The organism is Actinomadura kijaniata, from assembly GCF_014138665.1.
Taxonomy (GTDB): domain Bacteria; phylum Actinomycetota; class Actinomycetes; order Streptosporangiales; family Streptosporangiaceae; genus Spirillospora; species Spirillospora kijaniata.
On record NZ_JACJIA010000011.1, the window covers coordinates 111,525 to 133,129 of the forward strand.

Below are 21,605 nucleotides of genomic sequence, written 5' to 3' on the forward strand. Positions count from 1 at the left end.
AGCCGGAGGTCCCGTGGACACCGCCGCCATCCCCCATCCGCCGCACCGCCTGCCGCTGCTCGGCGACGTCGTCGGCCTCAGCCCCCGCCGCCCCGTGCAGTCCTCGCTGCGGCTGGTCCGCGACCTCGGGCCGATCTCGGTCCGCCGGGTGCTCGGCACCGACATCGTCACCGTCGGCGGCGCGGACCTGGCCGCCGAGGTCGACGACGACCGCCGCTTCGCCAAGCACGTCGGCCTCGGCCTGCGCCCGCTGCGCCTGGTGGTCGGCGACGCCCTGTTCACCGCCGAGGACGGCGAGCCGAACTGGCGGCTCGCCCACGACATCCTGCGGCCGGCGTTCACCCGCGAGGCGATGCGCGGCTACCACGCGACCATGCTCGACGTGGCGCGGGAGCTGCTGGCCTCCTGGGACGCCGCCGCGCGGGCGGGCGCCGAGGTCGACGTCGCCGCCGACATGACCCGCCTGACGATGGAGACCATCGGCCGCACCGGGTTCGGCCACCGCTTCGGCTCCTTCGAGCACGACCGCCCGCACCCGTTCGTGACCGCGATGACCCGCGTGCTGCGGTTCGCGCAGCTGTCGGTGTCCCCGACGCTGGTCTCGGTCCGGCGGCTGCTGGCCGGGTCCGCCCGCCGCAACCGCGCCGACATGGACCTGATGAACCGCCTGGTCGACGACGTGATCGACGCCCGCCGCCGGGGCGAGACGCCCGACCGCGACGACCTGCTGGGGCTGATGCTGCGCACCGCCCACCCCGGGACCGGGCGGACGCTCGACCCGGTGAACATCCGGCGGCAGGTCATCACGTTCATGGTCGCGGGCCACGAGACGACCTCCGGCGCGCTGTCGTTCGCGCTGTACCACCTGACCCGTCATCCCGAGGCCCTCGCCAGGGCGCAGGCCGAGGTGGACGCGCTGTGGGGGCAGGGCGACGACCCCGTGCCCGCGTTCACCGACATCCCCCGGCTCCGGTACGTGCGGGCCGTGCTGGACGAGGCGCTGCGGCTGTGGCCGACCGCGCCCGGCTACTTCCGCGCCGCCCGCGAGGACACCGTGCTCGGCGGCCGGTACCGCCTGGAACGCGGCGACTGGGTGGTGGTGATGCTGCCGCTGCTGCACCGGGACCCGGCGGTCTGGCCCGACCCCGAGCGCTTCGACCCCGACCGGTTCGCGCCCGGCGCGGCCAGGCGGCGGCCCGCGCACGCCTACCGGCCGTTCGGGACCGGGCAGCGCGCCTGCATCGGCCGCCAGTTCGCGCTGCACGAGGCGGTGATGGCGCTCGGCCTGGTGCTGCACCGCTACCACCCGGTCCCCGATCCCGGCTACGACCTGCGGATCACCGAGACCCTCACCCTCAAGCCCGAGGGCTTCCGGCTCACCCTGACCCGCCGCGTCCCCGCCGAACGGTCACGGGACCGCGTGGACGCGGCCGAGGAAGCCGCGCGCTAGCGCCACGATCTCGGGCAGGTTCGTCTCCAGCGCCCAGTGCCCGCCGTCCAGCAGGTGCAGCTCGGCGTCCGGCAGGTCCCTCAGGTAGGCGCGGGCCGCGCCCTCGGGCATGTAGCCGTCCTGCGGCCCCCACGCGATCAGCGTCGGGGGACGGTGGTCGCGCAGGTAGGACTGGTACTTGGGGAACCAGTCCAGGTTGGCGCGCAGCCCCTCCATCAGCCCCACCATGATCTCCCGCCGTGGCGGGGTGTTCAGCAGCGCCCAGTTGAGCGTCCACAGGTCGGGGCTGATGCGCGCGGCCAGGTGCGGGGCGACGTCGTTGCGGAACTCGTCGCGGAACCCCTCCTCGCTGACGGCGGCGGCCAGCCGCGCCCGCCCCTCGGCCGTGGGGTTCTCCCAGTACCGCTGGAGGTAGCCGTACTTGGGGCCGAGCTGGTCCGCGTAGATGTCGCCGTTCTGGACGATCAGCGCCGCGATCCGGTCCGGCTCGGCGATGGCCAGCCGCAGCCCGATCTGCGAGCCGTAGTCGTGCAGGTAGAGGGCGAAGCGGCCGAGCCCGAGGGCGTCGGCGAACCGGCGCAGGAAGGCGGCGTAGCCGTCGAAGTCGTAGGCGAACCGCGACGGCTCGGGGGTGTCGCTGAAACCGAAGCCCGGGAGGTCGGGCGCGACCAGCCGCCAGCGGTCGGCCAGCGCGGGCATCAGGCCGCGGAACTGGTAGGAGGAGCAGGGGTAGCCGTGCGGCAGCAGCACCACCGGCGCGTCCGGCGGCCCGGCCGCACGGTAGAAGACCCCGTACCCGTCGATCTCGATGCGGTGGTGTTCGACGATGGATCCCATGACCGCCCTGTGGCCGGTCGCCCGGAGTTCAAACCGGGCGGCCGGCCGGGCAGGGCGCGGCGGCCGGGTCCGGGCCGGTCACTTCACCTCGCGGCGGTGCAGCCGCACCAGCCCCACCGCCAGGGGGATCAGCAGCCACACCGCCAGCGACACCGCCAGCCGCGCCCACTCCACGGCCGTGACGCCCGGCTCGTTGATCGCCGTCATGGTGCTGTTGGTGTCCAGCCAGGCGGCGGCCGTCTTCAGCTTCTCCACCATCGCGCCGACCATGGTCCACAGGTTCGGCAGCAGGAAGAACAGGACGATGGCCAGCGGGGTGTTCATGAACAGCATCCCGAACGCCGTGCCCATCGACACCGCGATCAGCGCCAGCAGCAGGGTCTTGCCGAGCTGCTCGGGCGTCAGCTCCCAGCTCCCGCCCGAGCGGTCCAGCACCTCGCCGGCGGCGCGGCCCGCGACCGCCACCAGCATCGAGGCCGCCGTCAGCGCCAGCGCCAGCGACCACCCGGCCACCAGCTTGGCGGCGGCCACCCGGTGCCGGTCGGGCACCAGCGTGAACGTCGCCAGCGACGTGCGCTGCGACCACTCGGTGGTCACCGACAGGATGCCCAGCACCGGCAGCAGTAGGGCGATCCCGATCTGCGCCGCCTCGACCATCGCCGTCAGGCTCTGCTCGTGCCGCGGCGCCGCGAACAGCATGACCGGCATCAGCGCCACGGCGCTCAGCGCGATGAGGATCAGCAGCCAGCGGCCCGACCGGGTGTCGACCATCTTGCGGATCTCGACGCGGACCAGCCGCGGCAGCGACGGCCGCGCGGGCTCGTCCAGCGACGGAACGGAGACGGCGGTCGGCGTCGTGGTGGTGGCGGTCATCGCGTCTCCTGCGGGCCCGAGGTCAACGTCATGAACAGTTCCTCCAGGCCGCCCCCGCTGGCCTGACGGAGTTCCAGCAGCACCACGCCCGCCTCGGCGGCGGCGCGGCCCACCTGCTCGGCGGTCGCCCGCACCGCGAACGCGCCCGCGCCGTCCGGCTCCGCGGCCAGCCCCGCCCGCCGCAGCGCCCCCTCCAGCGCCTCCGGGTCGAGCCCGCGCGCCACCATCCCGCCGGGCGCGGTCAGCAGCTCGGCCTTGGTGCCCTGCGCCGCGATCCGGCCGCCCGCGATCACCACGAACCGGTCGGCGACCGCCTCCACCTCGCGCAGCAGGTGCGACGACAGCAGCACCGTCCCGCCCCGGTCGGCGAAGTCGCGCAGCAGCGTCCGCATCCAGAAGATGCCCTCGGGGTCCAGACCGTTGGCGGGCTCGTCCAGGATCAGCACGCTCGGGTCGCCCATCAGCGCCTGCGCGATGCCGAGGCGCTGCCGCATGCCCAGCGAGTACCCCCCGACCCGCCGCCGGGCGGCCTTCGGCGACAGCCCGACCGTCTCCATCATCCGCCCGACGCGCGCCCGCTCCACCCCCAGCAGGTCGGCGGTCAGCGTCAGCACCTCCCGGCCGGTGCGGCCCGGGTGCTGGGCGGCGGCGTCCAGCAGCACGCCCACGTGCCGTCCCGGGTTGGCGATGCGGCGGTAGGGGACGCCCTTGACGGTCGCGGCGCCGCCGGTCGGCGGCGTCAGCCCGCAGATCATCCGCATGGTGGTGGACTTGCCCGCCCCGTTGGGGCCGAGGAAGCCCGTCACGGTGCCCGGCTCGCACCGGAACGACACGTCGCGCACGGCCGGGACGTCCCCGTACCGCTTGCTCAGACCGATGGCTTCAATCATGGGTCCAGCGTCGCGGCCCCGGCCGGGGCGCCGCGTCGGCCGATGGTCGCGACCAACGGTGACCGAAGTCGATTTCCCGGCGTCCGAAAGGCATCCTCCGGCGGACGCCCCACCGCCCCACCGCCCCACCGGCCGGCCGGCCGGTCAGCCGGCCCGGGTCACTCGGTGGGCTCGGTGAGCCCGGCGTCGTGGACCAGCAGCGCGATCTGGACGCGGTTGTTGAGTTCCAGCTTGGTCAGCAGCCGCGACACGTACGCCTTGACGGTCGCCACGCTCAGCGACAGCTCCCTGCCGATCTCGCTGTTGGTGCGGCCCCGCCCGACCAGCGCCGCCACGGCGCGCTCGCCCTCGCTGAGCCGGTCCAGCAGCGCGCGGGCGCGGTCGCGGCGCGGGTCCACGCCGGTGTCGGCGACATAGCTCATCATCTTGCGCATCACCGCCGGCGACAGCATGGGCTCGCCCGCCGCGACCTGCCGGATCGCCCGGATGATCTCCGGGGGAGGGGTGTGCTTGAGCAGGAACCCGCTGGCCCCGGCCCGCATCGCGCGCAGGATGTGGTCGTCGGAGTCGAACGTGGTCAGGATGATGATCTCGGGCGGCTCGCGGCGGGCGCGCAGCCGCTCGGTGGCCGCCAGGCCGTCCATCCGCGGCATCCGGATGTCCATCAGCACCACGTCGGGGCGCAGCTCGTTGACCGCCGGGATCACCTCGGTGCCGTCGGCGACGTCCCCGACGACCGTCAGGTCCTCGGCCCCGGCCAGCATCATCGACAGGCCCGCGCGCACGAGGGCGTCGTCGTCCACGATCAGCACGCGGATGGGTGAGTCCATACGGGCCACTCTAGAGCCCCGGCGCCCCGCCCGAGGAACGCGCGGCGACCGCCGGGGACGGCCGGCGCGACCTGCAATGATCTACATCGTAAAGGCGCGGGACGTCACGGCTTCTCCACCGGGAACGGCAGCCAGGCGTACAGCCGGAACCGGTCATCGGCGGTCACGCCGTGCTCCAGCATCCCCTTGAGCAGGGTGACGCGTTCGCGCAGTCCGAGCAGGCCCGCGCCCGCCCCGGGCGGCTTCGGGGGGCGCGGGCCCGGCGGGATCGGGTTGTGGATCTCCAGGGACAGGCCCGCGCCGCCCGGCACGTCCATGGTGATCGTCACCCGCGCGCCGGGGGCGTGCTTGCGGGCGTTGGTCAGGCCCTCCTGGACGATGCGGTAGGCGTCGCGGCCGATCCGGGCGGGGACCTCGGCGGGGTCGGGGACGCGGTCGTCCAGGTCGACGGGGGTCCCGGCGGCGCGGGCCTCCTCCAGCAGGGCGGGCAGGTCGGTGAGGGCGGGCTGGGGGCGTTCGGAGTCCTCGGCGCGGCTGCCGTCGCGCAGCACGTGGATCACCTCGCGCAGGTCCTCCATCGCCTCGTAGGCGCTGCGGCGGATCACCCCGGCGGCCGCGCGCTGGTCGGCCGGGGCGTCGGCGTGGAACTCCAGGGCCCCGGCGTGCACCGCCAGCAGGGAGATGCGGTGGGCGAGGACGTCGTGCATCTCGCGGGCGATGCGCTCGCGTTCCAGCAGGCGGGCCTCCTCGACGCGCAGCCGCTGGCCCTCCTCGGCCTGGCGGGCGCGTTCGCGCAGCGACTCCACCAGCAGCCGCCGGGACCGCGCCAGCATCCCGGCCACGATCAGGACGGTGTAGCCGAGCAGGAACACCGCGACCGACGTCAGGTAGTCCTTGGTGGACTGGTCGGGCATCAGCGAGAACAGGGGGACGACGAGGGCCGCGTTGAGCAGGCCGAGGGTGACGGAGGTCCGCCAGCCGCGCTGGGAGGCGACGTTGTAGAGCGCCACCGCGCCGACGCCCATCGCGGTGGAGGAGTAGAACAGGGCGAACGCCAGCACCAGCGCGATCTGGACGGGCCAGCGGCGGCGGTACAGCAGCAGGACCACGGCCGCGACGAGGCCCAGCAGCAGGTCGCGGGGCACCCGGATCTCCTCGGCGGGGAAGTCCTCCAGGGACCCGGCGAGCACGAGCAGGCCGAGCAGCAGCCCGAGGACCGCCACGCCCGCGTCGTTCAGCCACTGGTGCGCCGATCGCCGGAGACTCACGGATGCCACGCTACCCAGGTCGGGGGGCGGTGGGAGTAACCGCCGGTCGAGGCGGGTGCGACTTTGGTCGACGGGGTTGTCCATGGGGCTGGCACCCGTGCGGGGCACCGGCTGGCCGAACGTCCGATCGGGGAGGCGGCTCTACTGTGCGGGCGTTCCCGGGTGCCTAGCGTCACAGGGCATGAGGGTCGGACATGTGATGACGGCGGGCACGGCCGCCGCCGTCCTGGTGGCGGGGGCCGCACCCGCGCGGCTACCTGCGGGAGGAGAGGGACGGGGCCGTGCGCTGGCGGGACGTCACCGAGCTGAACGCCTCGGCCGGGGGAGCGCTGGTGTCGGGGACGGCCGACGTCAGCCGGTTCTTCGGCGCGCTGCTGGGCGGGCGGCTGCTCGGGGAGATGAAGCGCACCGTTCGCGCCGACCCGGACCGGACCTGGCCGGGCGCGCGGTACGGGCTGGGGCTGATGAGCACGCCGCCGCGGTGCGGCGGCGAATGGTACGGGCACGGCGGCCACCTGTACGGATGGAGCGCGTTCGCGGTCGTCGGGCCGGACGGGCGGCGCGCGGCGGTGATGTTCGACGAGAACACCGCCACCGAGGCCGCCGCCAAGGACGAGCTGGAGCTGTTGCAGACCGCGCTGTGCGGGGAGGAATCGTGAAGAAGACCATCGTGACCCTGGCGGCCTTCGGTGTCGCGGCGGCGGGGCCGGCGGCCCCGGCGCGCGCCGGCGGACCGGCCCGAACCGACGGGCTGGAGCGCTTCCACCACCAGCCCGTCGTCTGGAAGAAGTGCACGCTGGGCCCGGACGACCAGGTGGGCAGGGACCTGGACAAGGCCGGGGCGCGCTGCGCCGACATCACCGTGCCGCTCGACTACGCGAACCCCGGCGGCCGCACCATCACGATCGCGATCTCCCGGCTGAGGGCCACCGAGCGCCGTATCGGCACGATGGTCCTCAACGGGGGAGGGCCCGGTCCCGCGCTGGACATGCCGCCCTACATGCGCGGCCTGATGAAGGAGGCGGGGACCCGGTTCGACCTGGTGGGGATGGATCCGCGCTCCATCGGGCGCAGCACCCCGGTGGACTGCGGATGGCCGACGGCGACGTGGATCCGCTCGGCGGGGCTGGGCCGGGCCTCGTTCGACCGCGCGACCGCGCTGGCCAGGGACCTGGCACGGCGCTGCGGGGAACGCCACGCCGACCTGCTGCCCCACATCTCCACCCGCAACGTCGCCCGCGACATGGACGTGGTGCGCGCCGCGCTCGGCGAGCGCCGGATCTCCTACAGCGGCGGCTCCTACGGCAACTACCTGGGCGGGGTGTACGCGACGATGTTCCCCGGCCGCCTGGACCGGGCCGTGCTGGACAGCGGCATCGACCCCGCCGTGTGGGGCGGCCTGCTGGCCAAGAGCATGGTCGGCGCCAACGAGCGGGCGTTCGCGCGCTGGGCCGGCTGGGCGGCGCGGCGGCACCGCACCTACGGGCTCGGCACCACCCGGGGCGCGGTCCTGGGCACCGTGCGGAGGACCATCGCGGAGTCGGGGCGCGAGCCGCTGCGGCTCGGGAGGTACCGGGTGGACGACACGGTGACCCCCGTCGTCCTCCTGAACCTCCTCCAGGAGGACCGCGACCCGGCGCGCGCCACGCTGGCCGACGCGGCGGCGCAGCTGGCCCGCGCCGCCGCCGGGCGCCCCGCGCCGCCCACCGGGGCGCTGAAGGAGAACCTGGAGTTCCTGCTGACCGGGGCCGAGTCGCGGTACGGCAGCGCGCAGTCGGCCCTCATCTGCGGTGACGGCGGCGCGCCCGGCGACCCCGAGTACTACTGGCGGGAGATCGAGCGGAACCGCGCCGAGGCCCCGATCTTCGGGGGCATCGGGCACAACATCAACCCGTGCGCGTTCTGGCCCGTCGAGCCGCGCGAGCCGATGACGCGGATCGGCGCGCACGCGCGGGCGCTGCTGGTCGGCGCGACCGGCGACACCCGCACCACCTACGAGGGCACGCGGATCCTGCACGGGCTGCTGCGGGGCTCGCGGCTGGTCACGCTGCGCGGCGCCGACGTCCACGCGCCCTACCAGATCGGCTACGGCAACGCCTGCGTGGACGACGCGGTGCACCGCTACGTGCTCACCGGCCGGACGCCCGCCCGGAACATCACCTGCGAGAAGTGATCCGGCGCGTCACTTCAGGGGCGTCCCCGTCACGGGGGCGCCCAGCGCGCTGCCCTTCAGCCAGTCCTGCCAGGACTTGGCCCACGGGGTGGGGCCGTTGCCGAACCGCAGCTTGCGGGTGGTGCCGGTGACCTCGATGACGTCGCCGCGCTGGGTGAAGTCGTAGAACCACTTGGCGTCGGAGGGGGAGGCGTTGACGCAGCCGTGGCTGACGTTGGCGCTTCCCTGCGAGCCGGTCGACCAGGGGGCCGAGTGGATGAAGGTGCCGCTGTAGGTCATGCGGACGTTCCACTTGGTGGGGGTGCGGTACTCGCCGGGGTTGCCGGTGGTGGCCGAGTCCATCACCATCGCCGGGTTCTTCTCCTGGGCGATCATCACGCCGGTGTAGCTGTCGTCGCCGGGCTTGCCCAGGCTGACCTTCATGCGGCGCACGACCTTGCCGCCGTCGGTGACGGTCGCCTCGTGCTTCTTGGCGTTGATGGTGGTGACGTGGCGGGGTCCGACGGTGAAGTTCAGGACGCGGTCCTTGGCGCCGTAGGTGCCCTCGGCGACCTTGAGCCCGGCCAGCCGCGCGACGACCTGGACCTTCTGTCCCGCGGGCCAGTAGTCCTTGGGGCGGAAGTCCACCTCCTTGTCGCTGATCCAGTACCAGGCGCCCTGGACCGGCCTGGACATGCGGACCTCAAGGCGCTTCTCCAGTTCGGCCTTGGCCTGCTTGGTGGTGACCGGCAGGCTCAGCAGCAGCTGGACCGGCATGCCGACGCCGACCTTCTCGTCCTCCAGCGGCGACATGCCGGTCTCCAGCTTGCGGCGCGCCTTCAGGGTGGTGAACGTCGAGGTGGCGGTGCCGCCCTCGCCCTGGGCGGTGACGGTGTAGGTGGCGTCCGGCTGGAGCCCCCAGCGGGTCTGCCAGGACCTGCCGTCGGCGGACAGCGCGCCCTCGGGTTTGTCGCCCTTGGGCCCGGTCACCGTGACCTTGGTGATCCGGCCCTTGTCGCTCCTGACGGTGACGGGCCGGTCCGGGGCGACCTGTCTGGTCCCGTTGGCCGGGGTGATGACCGGGGGCGCGGCCTTGGCGTCGCCGCCCTTGCCGCCCTTTTCGCCGCCGTCCCCGCCGGACGAACATCCGGCCAGGACGAGTGTCAGCGCCCCGGTGACCGCCGCTCCCGCCGTCGCCGTCCGACTCCTCAGCACCGTGTCCTCCTCGTCGGTCCTCGGCCCTTCCCCTGTCACCACGGGTCTTCCCCACCTGCCGGGACTATGCAAACGATCGGAGGGCCGGTCCGGGACGGATCCCGGACCGGCCCTCGTCGCCGGGGCGCCCGCAGGTCAGGGGGCGTCGGAGCCCGCCACGCCGGGCGGCAGCCCGCCCGCCGCGGCGGCGTCGAGCAGGAACAGCGTCTGCTCCGCGCCGCGCGCCCCGGCCACCGGGGCCTCCAGCGGGTCGGCGGCGGGCGACAGGCCGAGCCCCACGGCCTGGGCCTTGGACTCACCGGCCGCCAGGATCCACACCTCGCGGGCCGTCCGGATCGCCGACATGGTCAGCGAGATCCGGGTCGGCGGCGGCTTGGGCGAGTCGTGCACCGGGACCACCGTCCGCTCCTCGGACGGGTCGAACATCTTCGGGAACAGCGACGCGACGTGGGCGTCCGGGCCGACGCCCAGCATCAGCACGTCGAACGTCGGCAGCCCCGCCCCGCCGTCCGCCCCCTCGGCCCGGGCGGCGGCGGCCAGTTCGGCGGCGTAACGCCCGGCGGCGGCCTCGGCGTCGTCGCCGTCGGGACCGTCGGTCGCGGGCATGGCGTGCACGCGCGACGGGTCCAGGTCCACATGGTCCAGCAGGGCCTGGCGGGCGCCGGTCTCGTTGCGCTCGGGGTCCCCGGCCGGCAGGAACCGCTCGTCGCCCCACCAGACGTCGAGCCTGCGCCAGTCGACCGAGCCGCGGTTGCGGGCCCCGTTCAGCGCGGCCAGCACGGCGGTGCCGACGCCGCCGCCGGTCACCACGATCGACGCCGACCCGCGCTGGGCCTGCGCCTCGGCGATCCGCGTCACCAGCTTGGCCGCGACCGCCTCGGCCAGCGACTGCTGGTCGGCGTGGACCACCACCACCGGGGTGCTCACCTGCCTCCCGCCTTCCCGCGCGACGACTTCTTAGCGCCTGCTTCGGGCTTGCCCGCCTCGGACTTCCCCTCCGCGGGCCCGCCCTCCTCGGGCCTGCTCTCGGCGACGACGTCGGGGGAGCCGCCCGCGGAGTCGCCCTTGGACTGCGCGGCGGCCAGGTCCTTGGCGAACCGCGCCGACGCGTCCTGGTACACCTCGTCGGGGTCGAGCCGCCGCAGCTCCTCGGCCAGCAGCTCCGACATCGGGCGGCGCATCAGCGACACCTGGCGGTCGGGCTGGCCGGGCCGCGACAGCGTCGCCACCCGCCCGTCGGGGCGCGACACCTCGATGTCGCCCTCCCCGGTGGTCATCCGCACCCCGGTGATGCCGGGCCCCTCGGACACCTCGCGGGTCACCGGGACGCCCAGCCGCACCGACAGCCACGCGGCCAGCAGCTCGGCGCTGGGGCTGTCGGGCTCGGCCGACACGCAGCCGGACAGGATGTCGTCGTGCGGCTGGTCCAGCGCGGCGGCCAGCAGCGACCGCCACGACGTCAGCCGCGTCCAGGTGAAGTCGGTGTCGCCGGGCCTGTAGGCCTCGGCGAGCCGGGCCAGGGTGCCCAGCCGGTCGCGGGCGGCGTAGGAGTCGGTGACCCGGCGCTGCGCCAGCCGCCCCAGCGGGTCCTCGGCGGGGGCCTTGGGGACCTTGCCGCCCGGCCACCACGTCACCACGGGGGTGTCGGGCATCAGCAGCGGCACGACCACCGAGTCGGCGTGCTCGGCCAGCGGGCCGTACATGCGCAGCAGCACGGTCTCGCCCGGACCGGTCTCACCCATCCGGATCTCGGCGTCCAGCCGCGAGGACGAGCCGCGCGCGTCGCGGGAGATGACCGTCAGCACCCGGCACGGGTGCTCGCGCGCGGCCTCGGTGGCGGCGCGCACCGCGTCGTACTGCGCCGACTCGTCGGTCACGATGATGAGGGTCAGCACCATGCCGACCGCGGGGCCGCCCATCAGGTGCCGCGCCTGGGTCAGCGCGTCCTGGATGCGGCGGGTGCTGGTGTCGGTGAGGTCGATGTTCATGCTTAGAGTCGCCTCCAGGCGCGTCCGTCGCGGGCCATGAGCTCGTCGGCGCTGTCGGGGCCGTAGCCGCCGGACCGGTACTGCTCGATCCTCTTGCGCGTGGCCCAGTGCTCCTCGATCGGGTCGAGGATCTTCCAGGACAGCTCGACCTCCTCCTGCCGGGGGAACAGCGGGGGGTCGCCGATCAGCACGTCCAGCAGCAGCCGCTCGTAGGCCTCGGGGGAGGACTCGGTGAACGACTCGCCGTAGGCGAAGTCCATGTTGACGTCGCGGATCTCCATCGAGGTGCCCGGCACCTTCGACCCGAACCGCACGGTGATGCCCTCGTCGGGCTGGACCCGCATCACCAGGGCGTTCTGCCCCAGCTCCTCGGTGTCGGTCTGGGAGAACGGCAGGTGCGGCGCCTGCTGGAACACCATCGCCACCTCCGTCACCCGGCGGCTGAGCCGCTTGCCGGTGCGCAGGTAGAACGGCACCCCGGCCCACCGCCGGTTGTCGATCTCCAGCTTGATCGCGGCGTAGGTCTCGGTGCGCGACTCGGCGGGGATGCCGTCCTCCTCCAGGTACCCCCGGACCTTCACCCCGCCCTGCCACCCGGCGGCGTACTGGCCGCGCGCGGTGGCCTGCGACAGGTCGCCGGGCACCCGCACCGACGACAGGACCTTGGCCTTCTCCGCGCGGACCGCCTCGGCGCTGAAGGAGGTCGGCTCCTCCATCGCCGTCAGCGCCAGCAGCTGGAGCAGGTGGTTCTGGATGACGTCGCGGGCCGCGCCGATGCCGTCGTAGTACCCGGCCCGGCCGCCGATGCCGATGTCCTCGGCCATGGTGATCTGCACGTGGTCGACGTGGTGCCGGTTCCAGATCGGCTCGAACATCGTGTTGGCGAACCGCAGCGCCAGGATGTTCTGCACGGTCTCCTTGCCGAGGTAGTGGTCGATCCGGAAGATCGACTCCTCGGGGAAGACGCGGTGCACGGTGTCGTTGAGCTCCTTGGCGCTGGCCAGGTCGTGCCCGAACGGCTTCTCGATCACCACCCGGCGGAAGCCGCCGTGCTCGTTGGCGGGGTCGGCCAGCCCGCTGGCCTGCAACTGCTCCACCACCGTCTCGAAGAACTTCGGCGGTATCGACAGGTAGAAGGCGTAGTTGCCGCCGGTGCCGCGGTTGGCGTCCAGCTCCTTGACGGCCATCGCGAGGGCCTCGAACGCGCCCGGGTCGTTGAACTCGCCGGGCACGAAGTGCATGCCCTCCGACAGGTGCGTCCAGACGTCCTCGCGGAACGGCGTGCGCGCGTGCTCCTTGACCGCCTCGTAGGCGATCTGCTTGAAGTCCTGGTGGTCCCAGTCCCGGCGGGCGAACCCGACCAGCGAGAAGCCCGGCGGCAGCAGCCCCCGGTTGGCCAGGTCGTAGATCGCCGGAAGCAGCTTCTTGCGGGACAGGTCCCCGGTGACCCCGAACAGCACCAGCACGCTCGGCCCGGCCACCCGGGGCAGCCGCTTGTCGCGCGGATCCCTGAGCGGATTGGGTGTGTTGGTCACGTGGCGGCCCCCTCTTCTCGCGTCATGCCGTGGACCGTTCCTGCCCACTGTTTCGTTGTGCTATCCGAACGGCTGTCATCGGTGTCATCGGTACGTATCGCCGGTGGCGACGGGCTCATGCCTCTCCTCGAGCGGAGTCCAGCAGCCGGGCGAGTCCCGCCCGGCGGTCGTGCAGGTGCAGCCGCAGCACCGGCCGCCCGGCGGCGCTCGCCGCGCGGGCCACGCCCGACGCCCGGGCGCGCGCCAGCGCGCCCAGCGTCCCGCGACGTCCCGGCACCGGGACGTCGCGGGCGGCGTCGCCGGTCAACACCAGGTATACGCCCTTCTCGCGACGATCATTCCCGAACGCGGGGTAACGGCAACCCCAGGCGATCGTCACGGGGCGGGCACACCGGGCCGCCAGCAGCGCGGCCAGCCGCCGCACCTGCGCGCCTTCCCCGTGGACCGGATCGGGGTCCAGGAAGGCGACGATCGTCAGGTGTCCCTCACCGGCCGCCCGGCCGGCGACCTCGGCCACCAGATCGTCCAGCGACGCGGCGGCCGCGAACGCCGGATCGGCGGTGGAGACGGCCACCTCGCGCGCGGAGGGGCCGGAGGGGGACACCGGGTCCGCGGCGGACGCGGACCGGCCGGCGCCCGTCCCCGGGACCGGGGACGGGACCGGAAGCGGAACGGGGGCGAACGGGTCGGCGCCCACCAGGTAGGCGGCGACGGCGGCGGCGTACTCCCACACCACCAGCTGTTCGGCGAGCGGCCCCGACACGGTCGCGTCGTCCTGGCGGGGACGGCCGTCCAGCGTCACCAGGAACAGGTCGTCGGCGGGCTGCACCGGCAGGCCGCCGTGCTGCACCAGCGGCAGCAGCCGCCCGCGCGTCGCGTCGGTCAGCAGCAGCGCGATCCAGTCGGCCAGCTCCGGCAGCGCCGCGGCGTAGCCGCCGAGCACGACGGTGCCGCGGCCCGCGCGGGCCGCGCCGCCCAGGATCGCGCCCAGCACCAGGCCCGGGTTGTTCTCGGGGCGGGTCAGCGCGGGCAGCATCGCCGAGGCCCGGTCCAGCAGCCCCGCCACGTCCGCCCCGGCCAGCCCGGCGGGCACCAGCGCCTGCGGCGACAGCGCCGCGAACGGCGCCGCGGCGGGCGCCTCGACCAGCGGGTGCCCGGCCTCCGCGGCGTACTTGGCGGCGGCCGTGCCCGGCTCGGCGACGGTCACGAACCGGTCGGCGGGGGACAGGTCCCGCTCGCGCAGCAGCCCGGCCAGCACCCGGGCGGCGGCCTCGTGGTCGGGGTCGTCGCCGGTCAGCACGAACACCGCGCGCGCCAGCCGGGCCGCGTCGTCGGCCAGCCGCAGCAGCGGGCCCGGCTCGGTGCCGCCCAGCACCGTCAGCGGGACGGCGGCGTGCGCGGCGATCGCGGCGGCGGCCCGCGCGGCGGCGCCGTCGCCGATCAGCACCACCTCCGGCGTCCCCGCCGCGCGGGCGGCGGCGCGCAGCGCGGCGACGCGGTCCAGCAGCAGCCGCGCCGGGCCCGGCTGGCCCGGCCAGCACCAGGACCGCCCGGCGGCGTCGGCGGCAGCGGCGGCGGTCGACGGCCACAGCCCGGGGTCCTCCGAGGCCAGCCGGACCGGGACCTCGTCGATCCACAGCCGGCCCAGCACCCGTTCGGCCGCCTGGCGGACCGCGCCGCGCGCGGTGATGGTCGTCGGTCCCGAGACGACCGCGGTGAAGCTCGTCACTACCGGATCACTACGCCTTACCCGTGTCCTCCGGGCCCGCGGCTCCCGAGGGGTCGGTCGCGGTGACGGCGCGCACCGCCTCGGCCAGCCGCTCCACGCCCGCGGCGGGGTCGCGCAGGTGCAGCCGCACCACCGGCAGGCCGCGGCGGCGCAGCGCCCGCTCCTCGGCCAGCCCGCGCGCCGTCCGCAGCCGGCCCAGCCCGTAGGAGCGGCCCGGCACCGGCAGGTCGGCGAGCGCGTCGCCCGGCGCGGGGTCCCCGGTGACGATCAGGAACGCGCCGGTGCCCGGCCCGTCCTTGTGGACCGGGCCGGTCGCGTGCAGGTGGCCGGGGCCGTGCCCGTAGCCCACCGGACGCAGCGCGCCGCGCGCCAGCGCGGGCGCCAGGTAACGGCCGGAGAACTCCCCGGACAGGTAGGTCTCCACCGACAGGTAGCCGGTGCCCGGCACGCGGTCCAGCAGCGCCGCCACCACCGCCTCCAGCCCGATGTCGGTGCGGAACGGCAGCGCGGTGTGGATCTCGATGTCGCCGTCCACCAGCACCGGGTCGCCGCCGGGCAGCCGGCCCCCGGCGGCGGCGCGCAGCAGCGCCGCCGCGTCGTCCTCGGCCTCCTGCACCGAGGTGCCGCCCGGCTCGAACGGGTTGACGCCCAGCAGCCATCCGGCCACCGCCGTCGCGTACTCCCACAGCAGGAACTGCGCGCCCAGCGGCGCCCACACCGAGGTGTCGGCGTCCTCGGAGGTCGCCGCGCGCGGGTTGAGGGCGATGCCGTGCGCGTCGGGGCAGCCGCGGGGGACGCCCGGCGGCTCGAACGCCAGCACGCCCCGGCCGCGCTTGCCGGTGCCGACCGCCAGCAGCTGCGCGATCCACGCCGTCAGCGCGCCCGACCCGCCCGGCTCGCGCAGCACCACCTTGTCGCGGGCCAGCCCGCCCTCGCCCTGCTGGGCCGAGCCGCCCAGGATCGCCCCCAGCAGCAGGCCGGGGTTGTCGTCGTGGCCCGCCAGCGCGGGCGCCAGCGCGGCGGCCTCGTCCAGCAGGCGGTGCGCGTCGGCCCCGGCCAGCACCGCCGGGACCAGCCCGTAGGCCGACAGCGCCCCGAAGTGGCCGGGCAGGTAGGGGTCGGTGAGCCCGATGCGGTAGCCGCACTGGCGGGCGAAGTCGTGCAGCGGGCTGCCGTGGTCGGTGATGACCAGGAACCGGCCCGCGATCTCGCGGTCCGACAGGCCGTGGTCGCGGAACGCGGCGGCGAACACGCGCCGGTAGGCGTCGCCCTCCAGCGACACCCCGGCCTTGCTGGACAGCACCACCAGCGTGCGGTCCAGGCGTTCCAGCGCCGTCGCCAGCGCGGCGGTGTCGCCGCCGTCCAGCACGGTCAGCGCGCCGCCGGAGGCCGCGCCGCCCGGGGACCCGCCCGGGGATCCGCCGGTCAGGGCGGGAGTGTGCGCGGCGTGGGCCTCCATGACGGCCTGGGCGGCGTAGGTCTCGGCGCCCACCCCGATCAGCACGATGTGGTCCAGTCCGGAGTAGCGGGCCTCGGCGACCAGCCCGTCGATCTGGTCCAGCAGCCCGCGCGACGCCGTGGGCAGGTCGAGCCAGCCCAGGCGGCTGTGGTCGACCGAGCGCCGCCCCCACAGGCGGGGGTCCTTGGCCGCCAGCGCGGCCGGCACGCCACAGTCCACCAGGTAGTCACGCGCCTGGAGCGCGGCGTGCAGCACCTCACCGCGCGTCAGTACGTCGAATCCGGACACCGTCTCCTCCCGCCCCTATCGTTTCAGGAGACAACCGGCATTCGCGACCATCTCCCCGATCTTCGGGGCGGAATTTGTGAACAAGTGATGTTTCGTTACGGCTACGGACATATCTCCGGACCCGGCACCGGACACGGTGGGGCCGCCGCGGTCGTCCGACCACGGCGGCCCGAAGATCCGGATCAGGCGAGCGCCGAACGCAGCTGCTCGACGCCCGCGGCCCGGTCGCGCAGGTGCAGCCGCACCGCCGGGCGGCCCCGCGCCCGCAGCGCCCGCAGGTCGCCGAACGCCTGCGCGAGCTGGAGCTGCCCCAGCGTGTAGGGGCGGCCCGGCACCGGCAGGTCGGTCGTCGTCTCGCCGGTGATCTGCAGGAACGCCCCGTTCTGGCGGCCCCCCTTGTGGTACTGCCCCGTCGTGTGCAGCAGGCGCGGCCCCCACCCGAAGGTGACCGGCGGCGGCTGCCTGCGCAGCCGCGCGGCGCGGGCCGCCAGCAGCGCCCGCGCCTCCGCCGCGCCCGCGTCCCCGACCGGGTCCAGGTAGGCCATGACGGCCAGGTACCCGTGCTCGGGCACGCGCTCGACCAGCCGGTCCATCGCGTCCGACAGGCCCTGGACGCCCCGGAACAGCTCCGCCGGGCCGTGCACCTCCACCGCGTCGTCGACCACGGCGGGCGCGCCGTGGATGACCGTGGGCGCCTCGCCCTCGGCCGAGCGCAGCAGCGCGGCGGTGTTGTCCTCGCTCTCGCGCACCTCGGGCTGGTCGAAGGGGTTGACCCCCAGCACCCGCCCGGCGACCGCGACCGCGTACTGCCACAGCAGGAACTGCGCGCCCAGCGGCCCCGCCACGCTCACCCCGGCCTCGCGCGCCGGGCCGGGCTCGTCGGGGCGGCTGCCCAGGATGACCCGCCGCATGTCGCCGGTCAGTGCGAACCCGGGCGCGGCCACCCCCTCCACGACCACCGGCAGGACGCCCTTGCCGTCCTTGCCGGTGGACTCGGCGACCACCTGCTCCACCCAGTCGGCCAGGCCCGGCAGCCCCGAGCCCTGGTCGGCCAGCACCAGCTTGTCGCGGCCCCCCAGCGCCGACGCGCCCAGCGCCGCGCCCAGGGCCAGCGCCGGGTTGTCGTAGGGCTGCTGGAGCGCCGGGAGCAGCGCCGCCGCCGCGTCCAGCAGCAGCGTCACATCGGCTCCCGCCAGCGCGGCCGGGGCCAGCCCGAACGCGCTGAGCGCCGCGAACCGCCCGCCGGTGTCCGGCGCGCCGGGCACCACCGGGTACCCGGCCTTCTCGGCGAGGTCGGCCACCGGCGTCCCCAGGTCGGCGAGCACGACGAAGCGCCGCGCCAGCTCGCGGTCGGGCACGCCCGCCGCGCGCAGGGCCTCCTCGAAGACCCGGCGCAGCGCGTCGGTCCCGACCGTCTCCTGCTTGACCGACAGCACCACCAGCGTCCGGTCCGGGCGGTCGGCCAGCACCGCCGCCACCCGGTGCGGGTCGGTCGTGTCCAGCACCGTCAGCGGAGCACCGGAACTCCGCGCCACGGCCTCGGCGGCCACCGTCGAGCCGTCGGTCCCGGCCAGCACGACCCGGTCCAGGCCCGCCCCCCGGGCCCGGCCGGTCAGCTCGGCCAGCCGCCCCACCAGGGGGCGGGACGACTCGGGCAGCCGCAGCCAGCCCAGCCGCCGCGCCGCCTCCGGCGCGGCGTCCGGGCCCCACAGCTTGGCGTTGCCGCTCGCCAGGGAACGCGGCACGCCGTCGGAGACGAGGCGGTTCAGGACCGCCTCGCTCTCGTCGACGACGACGCCGCGAATGGTGACCGATGTCCCCCCGGCGGTCACCACCGATGTCACGCGTTGGACCCCTGACCGCCCGCCTTGGCCTTCAGCTCGTCGGCCAGCGTGCCGAGCAGGGAGGTCCAGGACGTCTCGAACTTCTCGACGCCCTCCTCCTCCAGCACCCGCACCACGTCGTCGTAGTCCACGCCGACGTCCTTGAGCGCCCGCATGTGCGCGCGGGCCTCGTCGTAGGCGCCCGTGACGGTGTCGCCGCGCACCTCGCCCTTCTCGGCCTCGGCGTCCAGGGTCGCCTCGGGCATGGTGTTGACGGTGCCGGGCGCGACCAGCTCGTCCACGTACAGGGTGGCCGGCAGGTCCGGGTCCTTCACGCCGGTGGACGCCCACAGCGGGCGCTGCGGGCGCGCGTTGGCGGCCTTGAGCGCCTTCCAGCGGTCGGAGGCGAACTTCTCCTCGTACAGCGCGTAGGCCAGCCGGGCGTTGGCGACGCCCGCCTTGGACCGCAGCGCCTTGGCCTCCTCCGAGCCGATCTTGTCGAGGCGCTTGTCGATCTCGGTGTCCACGCGGGACACGAAGAACGACGCCACCGACGCGATCTTGGAGATGTCCAGGCCGTTCTCCCTGGCCCTCTCCAGGCCGGTGAAGAACGCGTCGATCACCTTGCCGTAGCGCTCCAGCGAGAAGATCAGCGTCACGTTCACGCTGATGCCCTCGGCCAGCGCGTTGGTGATCGCGGGCAGGCCCCGCTCGGTCGCCGGGATCTTGATGAACAGGTTGGGCCGGTCCACCATCCACCACAGCGCCCGCGCCTCGGCGACGGTCTTGATCTCGTCGTGGGCCAGCCGCGGGTCGACCTCGATCGACACGCGGCCGTCCAGGCCCTCGGTGCGGTCGTACACCGGGCGCAGCACGTCGCAGCCCCAGCGGATGTCGTAGGTGGTGATCGCGCGGACCGCCTCCTCGACGTCGACGCCGCGGACCGCCAGGTCACGCACCTGCTCGTCGTAGGCGTCGCCCTGGCCCAGCGCCTTCTCGAAGATCGTGGGGTTGGAGGTGACCCCCACCACGTTCCTCTCCTTGACCAGCTTCTCCAGGTTGCCCGAGCGCAGCCGTTCCCGGCTGATGTCGTCCAGCCAGATCGACACGCCCTCGTCCGAGAGCCTCTTCAACGTCTCGCTCATCGCTTCCTCCTCCTCGGCGGATGTCGGGTCGGTCACCGGTCAGTTGCCGGTGGTGGTACCACGACCGGCGCCCGCCACACCCGCCTTGATCAGGCTGGACTTGGCCGCCGCGACCACGCGCTCGGCGGTCAGGCCGAACTGCTGGTACAGCGTCTTGTAGTCGGCCGAGGCGCCGAAGTGCTCCAGGCCGACCGACTCGCCGGCGTCGCCGACGTAGGTCCGCCAGCCCAGCGCCACGCCGGCCTCGACCGACACGCGGGCCTTCACCGACGGCGGCAGGACCTGCTGCCGGTAGGCGTCGTCCTGCTCCTCGAACCACTCCACGCACGGCATCGACACCACGCGGGTGGGGGTGCCCTCGGCCTCCAGGACCTCGCGGGCCGCCAGGGCGATCTGCACCTCGCTGCCGGTCCCCATGATGATCACTTCGGGCTGGCCGTTGGACGCGTCGGCCAGCACGTAGCCGCCCTTGGCGACGCCGTCGGCCGCGGCGATGCCGTTGCCGCGCTCGAACGTGGGCACCTTCTGCCGGGTCAGGCACAGGCCCGCCGGGCGGTCGGTGTGCTCCAGCACGGTCCGCCACGCCACGGCGGTCTCGTTGGCGTCGGCCGGGCGGACCACGTCCAGGCCCGGGATCGCGCGCAGCGCCCACAGGTGCTCGACCGGCTGGTGGGTCGGGCCGTCCTCGCCCAGGCCGATCGAGTCGTGCGTCCACACGTAGGTGACCGGCAGCCTCATCAGCGCCGCCAGCCGGACCGCCGGGCGCATGTAGTCGCTGAACACCAGGAACGTGCCGCCGTAGGGGCGGGTGCCGCCGTGCAGCGCGATGCCGTTGAGGATCGCGCCCATGGCGTGCTCGCGGATGCCGAAGTGCAGCGTCCGGCCGTAGGGGCCGCCGGGGAACTCCTTGGTCTGGAACTCCTCGGGGACGAAGGACGGCTCGCCCTTCATCGTGGTGTTGTTGGACTCGGCCAGGTCCGCCGAGCCGCCCCACAGCTCCGGCAGCACCGGGGCCAGGGCGTTGAGGATCTGCCCGGACGCGGCGCGGGTCGCCAGGTCCTTGCCCGCCTCGAACTCCGGCAGCGCCTTGGCCCAGCCCTCGGGCAGCGTGCGCGTGGAGATGCGGTCGAAGTCGGCGGCGCGGTCGGCGTTGGCCTCGCGCCAGGACCGGAAGGCCTTGTCCCACTCGGCGTGCGCGGCGCGGCCCCGCTCCACGACCTTGCGGGAGTGCTCCAGCACCTCGGCGGGCACGTGGAACGTCTCGGCCGGGTCCAGCCCCAGGATCTGCTTGGTGGCCGCGACCTCGTCGGCGCCCAGCGCCGAGCCGTGGATCTTGCCGGTGTTCTTCTTGTTGGGCGCGGGCCAGCCGATGATGGTGCGCAGCGCGATGAACGACGGCCGCGAGGTCTCGCCGCGGGCGGCCTCCAGCGCGGCGGCCAGCGCGGCGACGTTCTCCTCGTACTCGCCGTCCTCGGTCCAGTCCACCGAGTGGACGTCCCAGCCGTAGGCCTCGTAGCGGGCCCGCACGTCCTCCGACAGGGCGATCTGCGTGTCGTCCTCGATGGAGATGTGGTTGTCGTCGTACAGGACGACCAGGTTGCCCAGCCGCTGGTGGCCCGCGATCGCGCTGGCCTCGTGGCTGATGCCCTCCTCGATGTCGCCGTCGGACACGAACGCCCAGACCGTGTGGTCGAACGGCGAGGCGCCCGGCGCGGCGTCGGGGTCGAACAGGCCGCGCTCGCGGCGCGCCGCCATCGCCATGCCGACCGCGTTGGCCAGACCCTGGCCGAGCGGGCCGGTGGTGGTCTCCACGCCCGCGGTGTGCCCGTGCTCGGGGTGCCCCGGCGTGCGGCTGTCCCACTTGCGCAGCGACTTCAGGTCGTCCAGCGACAGCGGGTAGCCCGACAGGTAGAGCTGGATGTACAGGGTCAGGCTGGAGTGACCGCAGGACAGGACGAAACGGTCCCGGCCCGCCCAGTTCGGGTCGGTCGGGTCGTGCTTCAGGAACCGCTGGAAAAGCAGGTACGCCGCCGGAGCCAGGCTCATCGCGGTGCCGGGGTGGCCCGAGCCCGCCTCTTCGACCGCGTCCATGGCGAGGGCGCGGACCATGTCCACCGCCCGCC

The 21,605-nt window shown here is 74.5% G+C and carries 17 protein-coding genes; 3 read left to right on the plus strand and 14 right to left on the minus strand.

The genetic code is table 11. The features are described 5' to 3' along the window. Nucleotides 1-13: 13 nt before the first annotated feature. Nucleotides 14-1,450: a cytochrome P450 gene (locus HNR61_RS33960; RefSeq protein WP_220510126.1), complete on the plus strand. Its 1,437-nt coding sequence runs from the start codon at nucleotides 14-16 to the stop codon at nucleotides 1,448-1,450. Here the strand turns inward: HNR61_RS33960 and HNR61_RS33965 are convergent. The 5 genes from HNR61_RS33965 to HNR61_RS33985 form a co-directional block, all read right to left on the minus strand. After that, nucleotides 1,409-2,287, minus strand: a complete 879-nt coding sequence (locus tag HNR61_RS33965; RefSeq protein WP_182847241.1) for an alpha/beta fold hydrolase — start codon at nucleotides 2,285-2,287, stop codon at nucleotides 1,409-1,411. The genes HNR61_RS33960 and HNR61_RS33965 overlap by 42 nt on opposite strands. Nucleotides 2,288-2,365: 78 nt before the next feature. Further along, nucleotides 2,366-3,160, minus strand: a complete 795-nt coding sequence (locus tag HNR61_RS33970) for an ABC transporter permease (RefSeq protein ID WP_182847242.1) — start codon at nucleotides 3,158-3,160, stop codon at nucleotides 2,366-2,368. After that, nucleotides 3,157-4,050 (minus strand): ABC transporter ATP-binding protein, encoded by an 894-nt coding sequence (locus HNR61_RS33975; RefSeq protein ID WP_182847243.1) that lies wholly within the window; start codon nucleotides 4,048-4,050, stop codon nucleotides 3,157-3,159. Before HNR61_RS33975 ends, HNR61_RS33970 begins: the two co-directional genes overlap by 4 nt. Nucleotides 4,051-4,208: 158 nt before the next feature. Next, nucleotides 4,209-4,880, minus strand: coding sequence for a response regulator transcription factor (locus tag HNR61_RS33980; RefSeq protein WP_182847244.1), 672 nt, complete (start codon nucleotides 4,878-4,880; stop codon nucleotides 4,209-4,211). Between the two features lie 104 nt (nucleotides 4,881-4,984). Further along, nucleotides 4,985-6,148, minus strand: a complete 1,164-nt coding sequence (locus HNR61_RS33985; protein WP_182847245.1) for a histidine kinase — start codon at nucleotides 6,146-6,148, stop codon at nucleotides 4,985-4,987. A 257-nt stretch (nucleotides 6,149-6,405) separates the two neighbouring features. Here HNR61_RS33985 and HNR61_RS33990 point away from each other — a divergent pair, with 257 nt between their 5' ends. Then, nucleotides 6,406-6,807, plus strand: coding sequence for a serine hydrolase (locus HNR61_RS33990; RefSeq protein ID WP_182847433.1), 402 nt, complete (start codon nucleotides 6,406-6,408; stop codon nucleotides 6,805-6,807). Further along, nucleotides 6,804-8,321: an alpha/beta hydrolase gene (locus HNR61_RS33995; RefSeq protein ID WP_220510129.1), complete on the plus strand. Its 1,518-nt coding sequence runs from the start codon at nucleotides 6,804-6,806 to the stop codon at nucleotides 8,319-8,321. Before HNR61_RS33990 ends, HNR61_RS33995 begins: the two co-directional genes overlap by 4 nt. A 9-nt stretch (nucleotides 8,322-8,330) precedes the next feature. Here the strand turns inward: HNR61_RS33995 and HNR61_RS34000 are convergent, their stop codons facing one another. The 9 genes from HNR61_RS34000 to tkt form a co-directional block, all read right to left on the minus strand. Then, the gene (locus HNR61_RS34000) at nucleotides 8,331-9,515 is read right to left on the minus strand and encodes a L,D-transpeptidase (RefSeq protein WP_312898231.1); all 1,185 of its coding nucleotides are present in this window, start codon (nucleotides 9,513-9,515) and stop codon (nucleotides 8,331-8,333) included. A gap of 135 nt (nucleotides 9,516-9,650) precedes the next feature. Then, the gene (pgl, locus tag HNR61_RS34005; protein WP_182847246.1) at nucleotides 9,651-10,442 is read right to left on the minus strand and encodes a 6-phosphogluconolactonase; all 792 of its coding nucleotides are present in this window, start codon (nucleotides 10,440-10,442) and stop codon (nucleotides 9,651-9,653) included. Then, nucleotides 10,439-11,503, minus strand: a complete 1,065-nt coding sequence (gene opcA, locus HNR61_RS34010; protein ID WP_182847247.1) for a glucose-6-phosphate dehydrogenase assembly protein OpcA — start codon at nucleotides 11,501-11,503, stop codon at nucleotides 10,439-10,441. Before opcA ends, pgl begins: the two co-directional genes overlap by 4 nt. A 2-nt stretch (nucleotides 11,504-11,505) precedes the next feature. Continuing rightward, nucleotides 11,506-13,038: a glucose-6-phosphate dehydrogenase gene (gene zwf, locus HNR61_RS34015; protein WP_182847248.1), complete on the minus strand. Its 1,533-nt coding sequence runs from the start codon at nucleotides 13,036-13,038 to the stop codon at nucleotides 11,506-11,508. Nucleotides 13,039-13,153: 115 nt separating this feature from the next. Next, nucleotides 13,154-14,767, minus strand: a complete 1,614-nt coding sequence (locus tag HNR61_RS34020; protein WP_182847249.1) for a hypothetical protein — start codon at nucleotides 14,765-14,767, stop codon at nucleotides 13,154-13,156. Nucleotides 14,768-14,777: 10 nt separating this feature from the next. Then, nucleotides 14,778-16,514: a phosphoheptose isomerase gene (locus HNR61_RS34025; RefSeq protein WP_182847250.1), complete on the minus strand. Its 1,737-nt coding sequence runs from the start codon at nucleotides 16,512-16,514 to the stop codon at nucleotides 14,778-14,780. A gap of 182 nt (nucleotides 16,515-16,696) precedes the next feature. Further along, complete coding sequence (locus tag HNR61_RS46995) at nucleotides 16,697-18,358, minus strand: glucose-6-phosphate isomerase (protein WP_220510193.1); 1,662 nt, start codon at nucleotides 18,356-18,358, stop codon at nucleotides 16,697-16,699. Next, nucleotides 18,355-19,482, minus strand: a complete 1,128-nt coding sequence (gene tal / locus HNR61_RS34035) for a transaldolase (RefSeq protein ID WP_182847251.1) — start codon at nucleotides 19,480-19,482, stop codon at nucleotides 18,355-18,357. The genes HNR61_RS46995 and tal overlap by 4 nt, the downstream gene beginning before the upstream one ends. Before the next feature lie 39 nt (nucleotides 19,483-19,521). After that, a complete protein-coding gene (gene tkt, locus HNR61_RS34040) occupies nucleotides 19,522-21,591 on the minus strand; it encodes a transketolase (protein ID WP_220510164.1) in 2,070 nt (689 codons plus the stop codon). Nucleotides 21,592-21,605 lie beyond the last annotated feature (14 nt).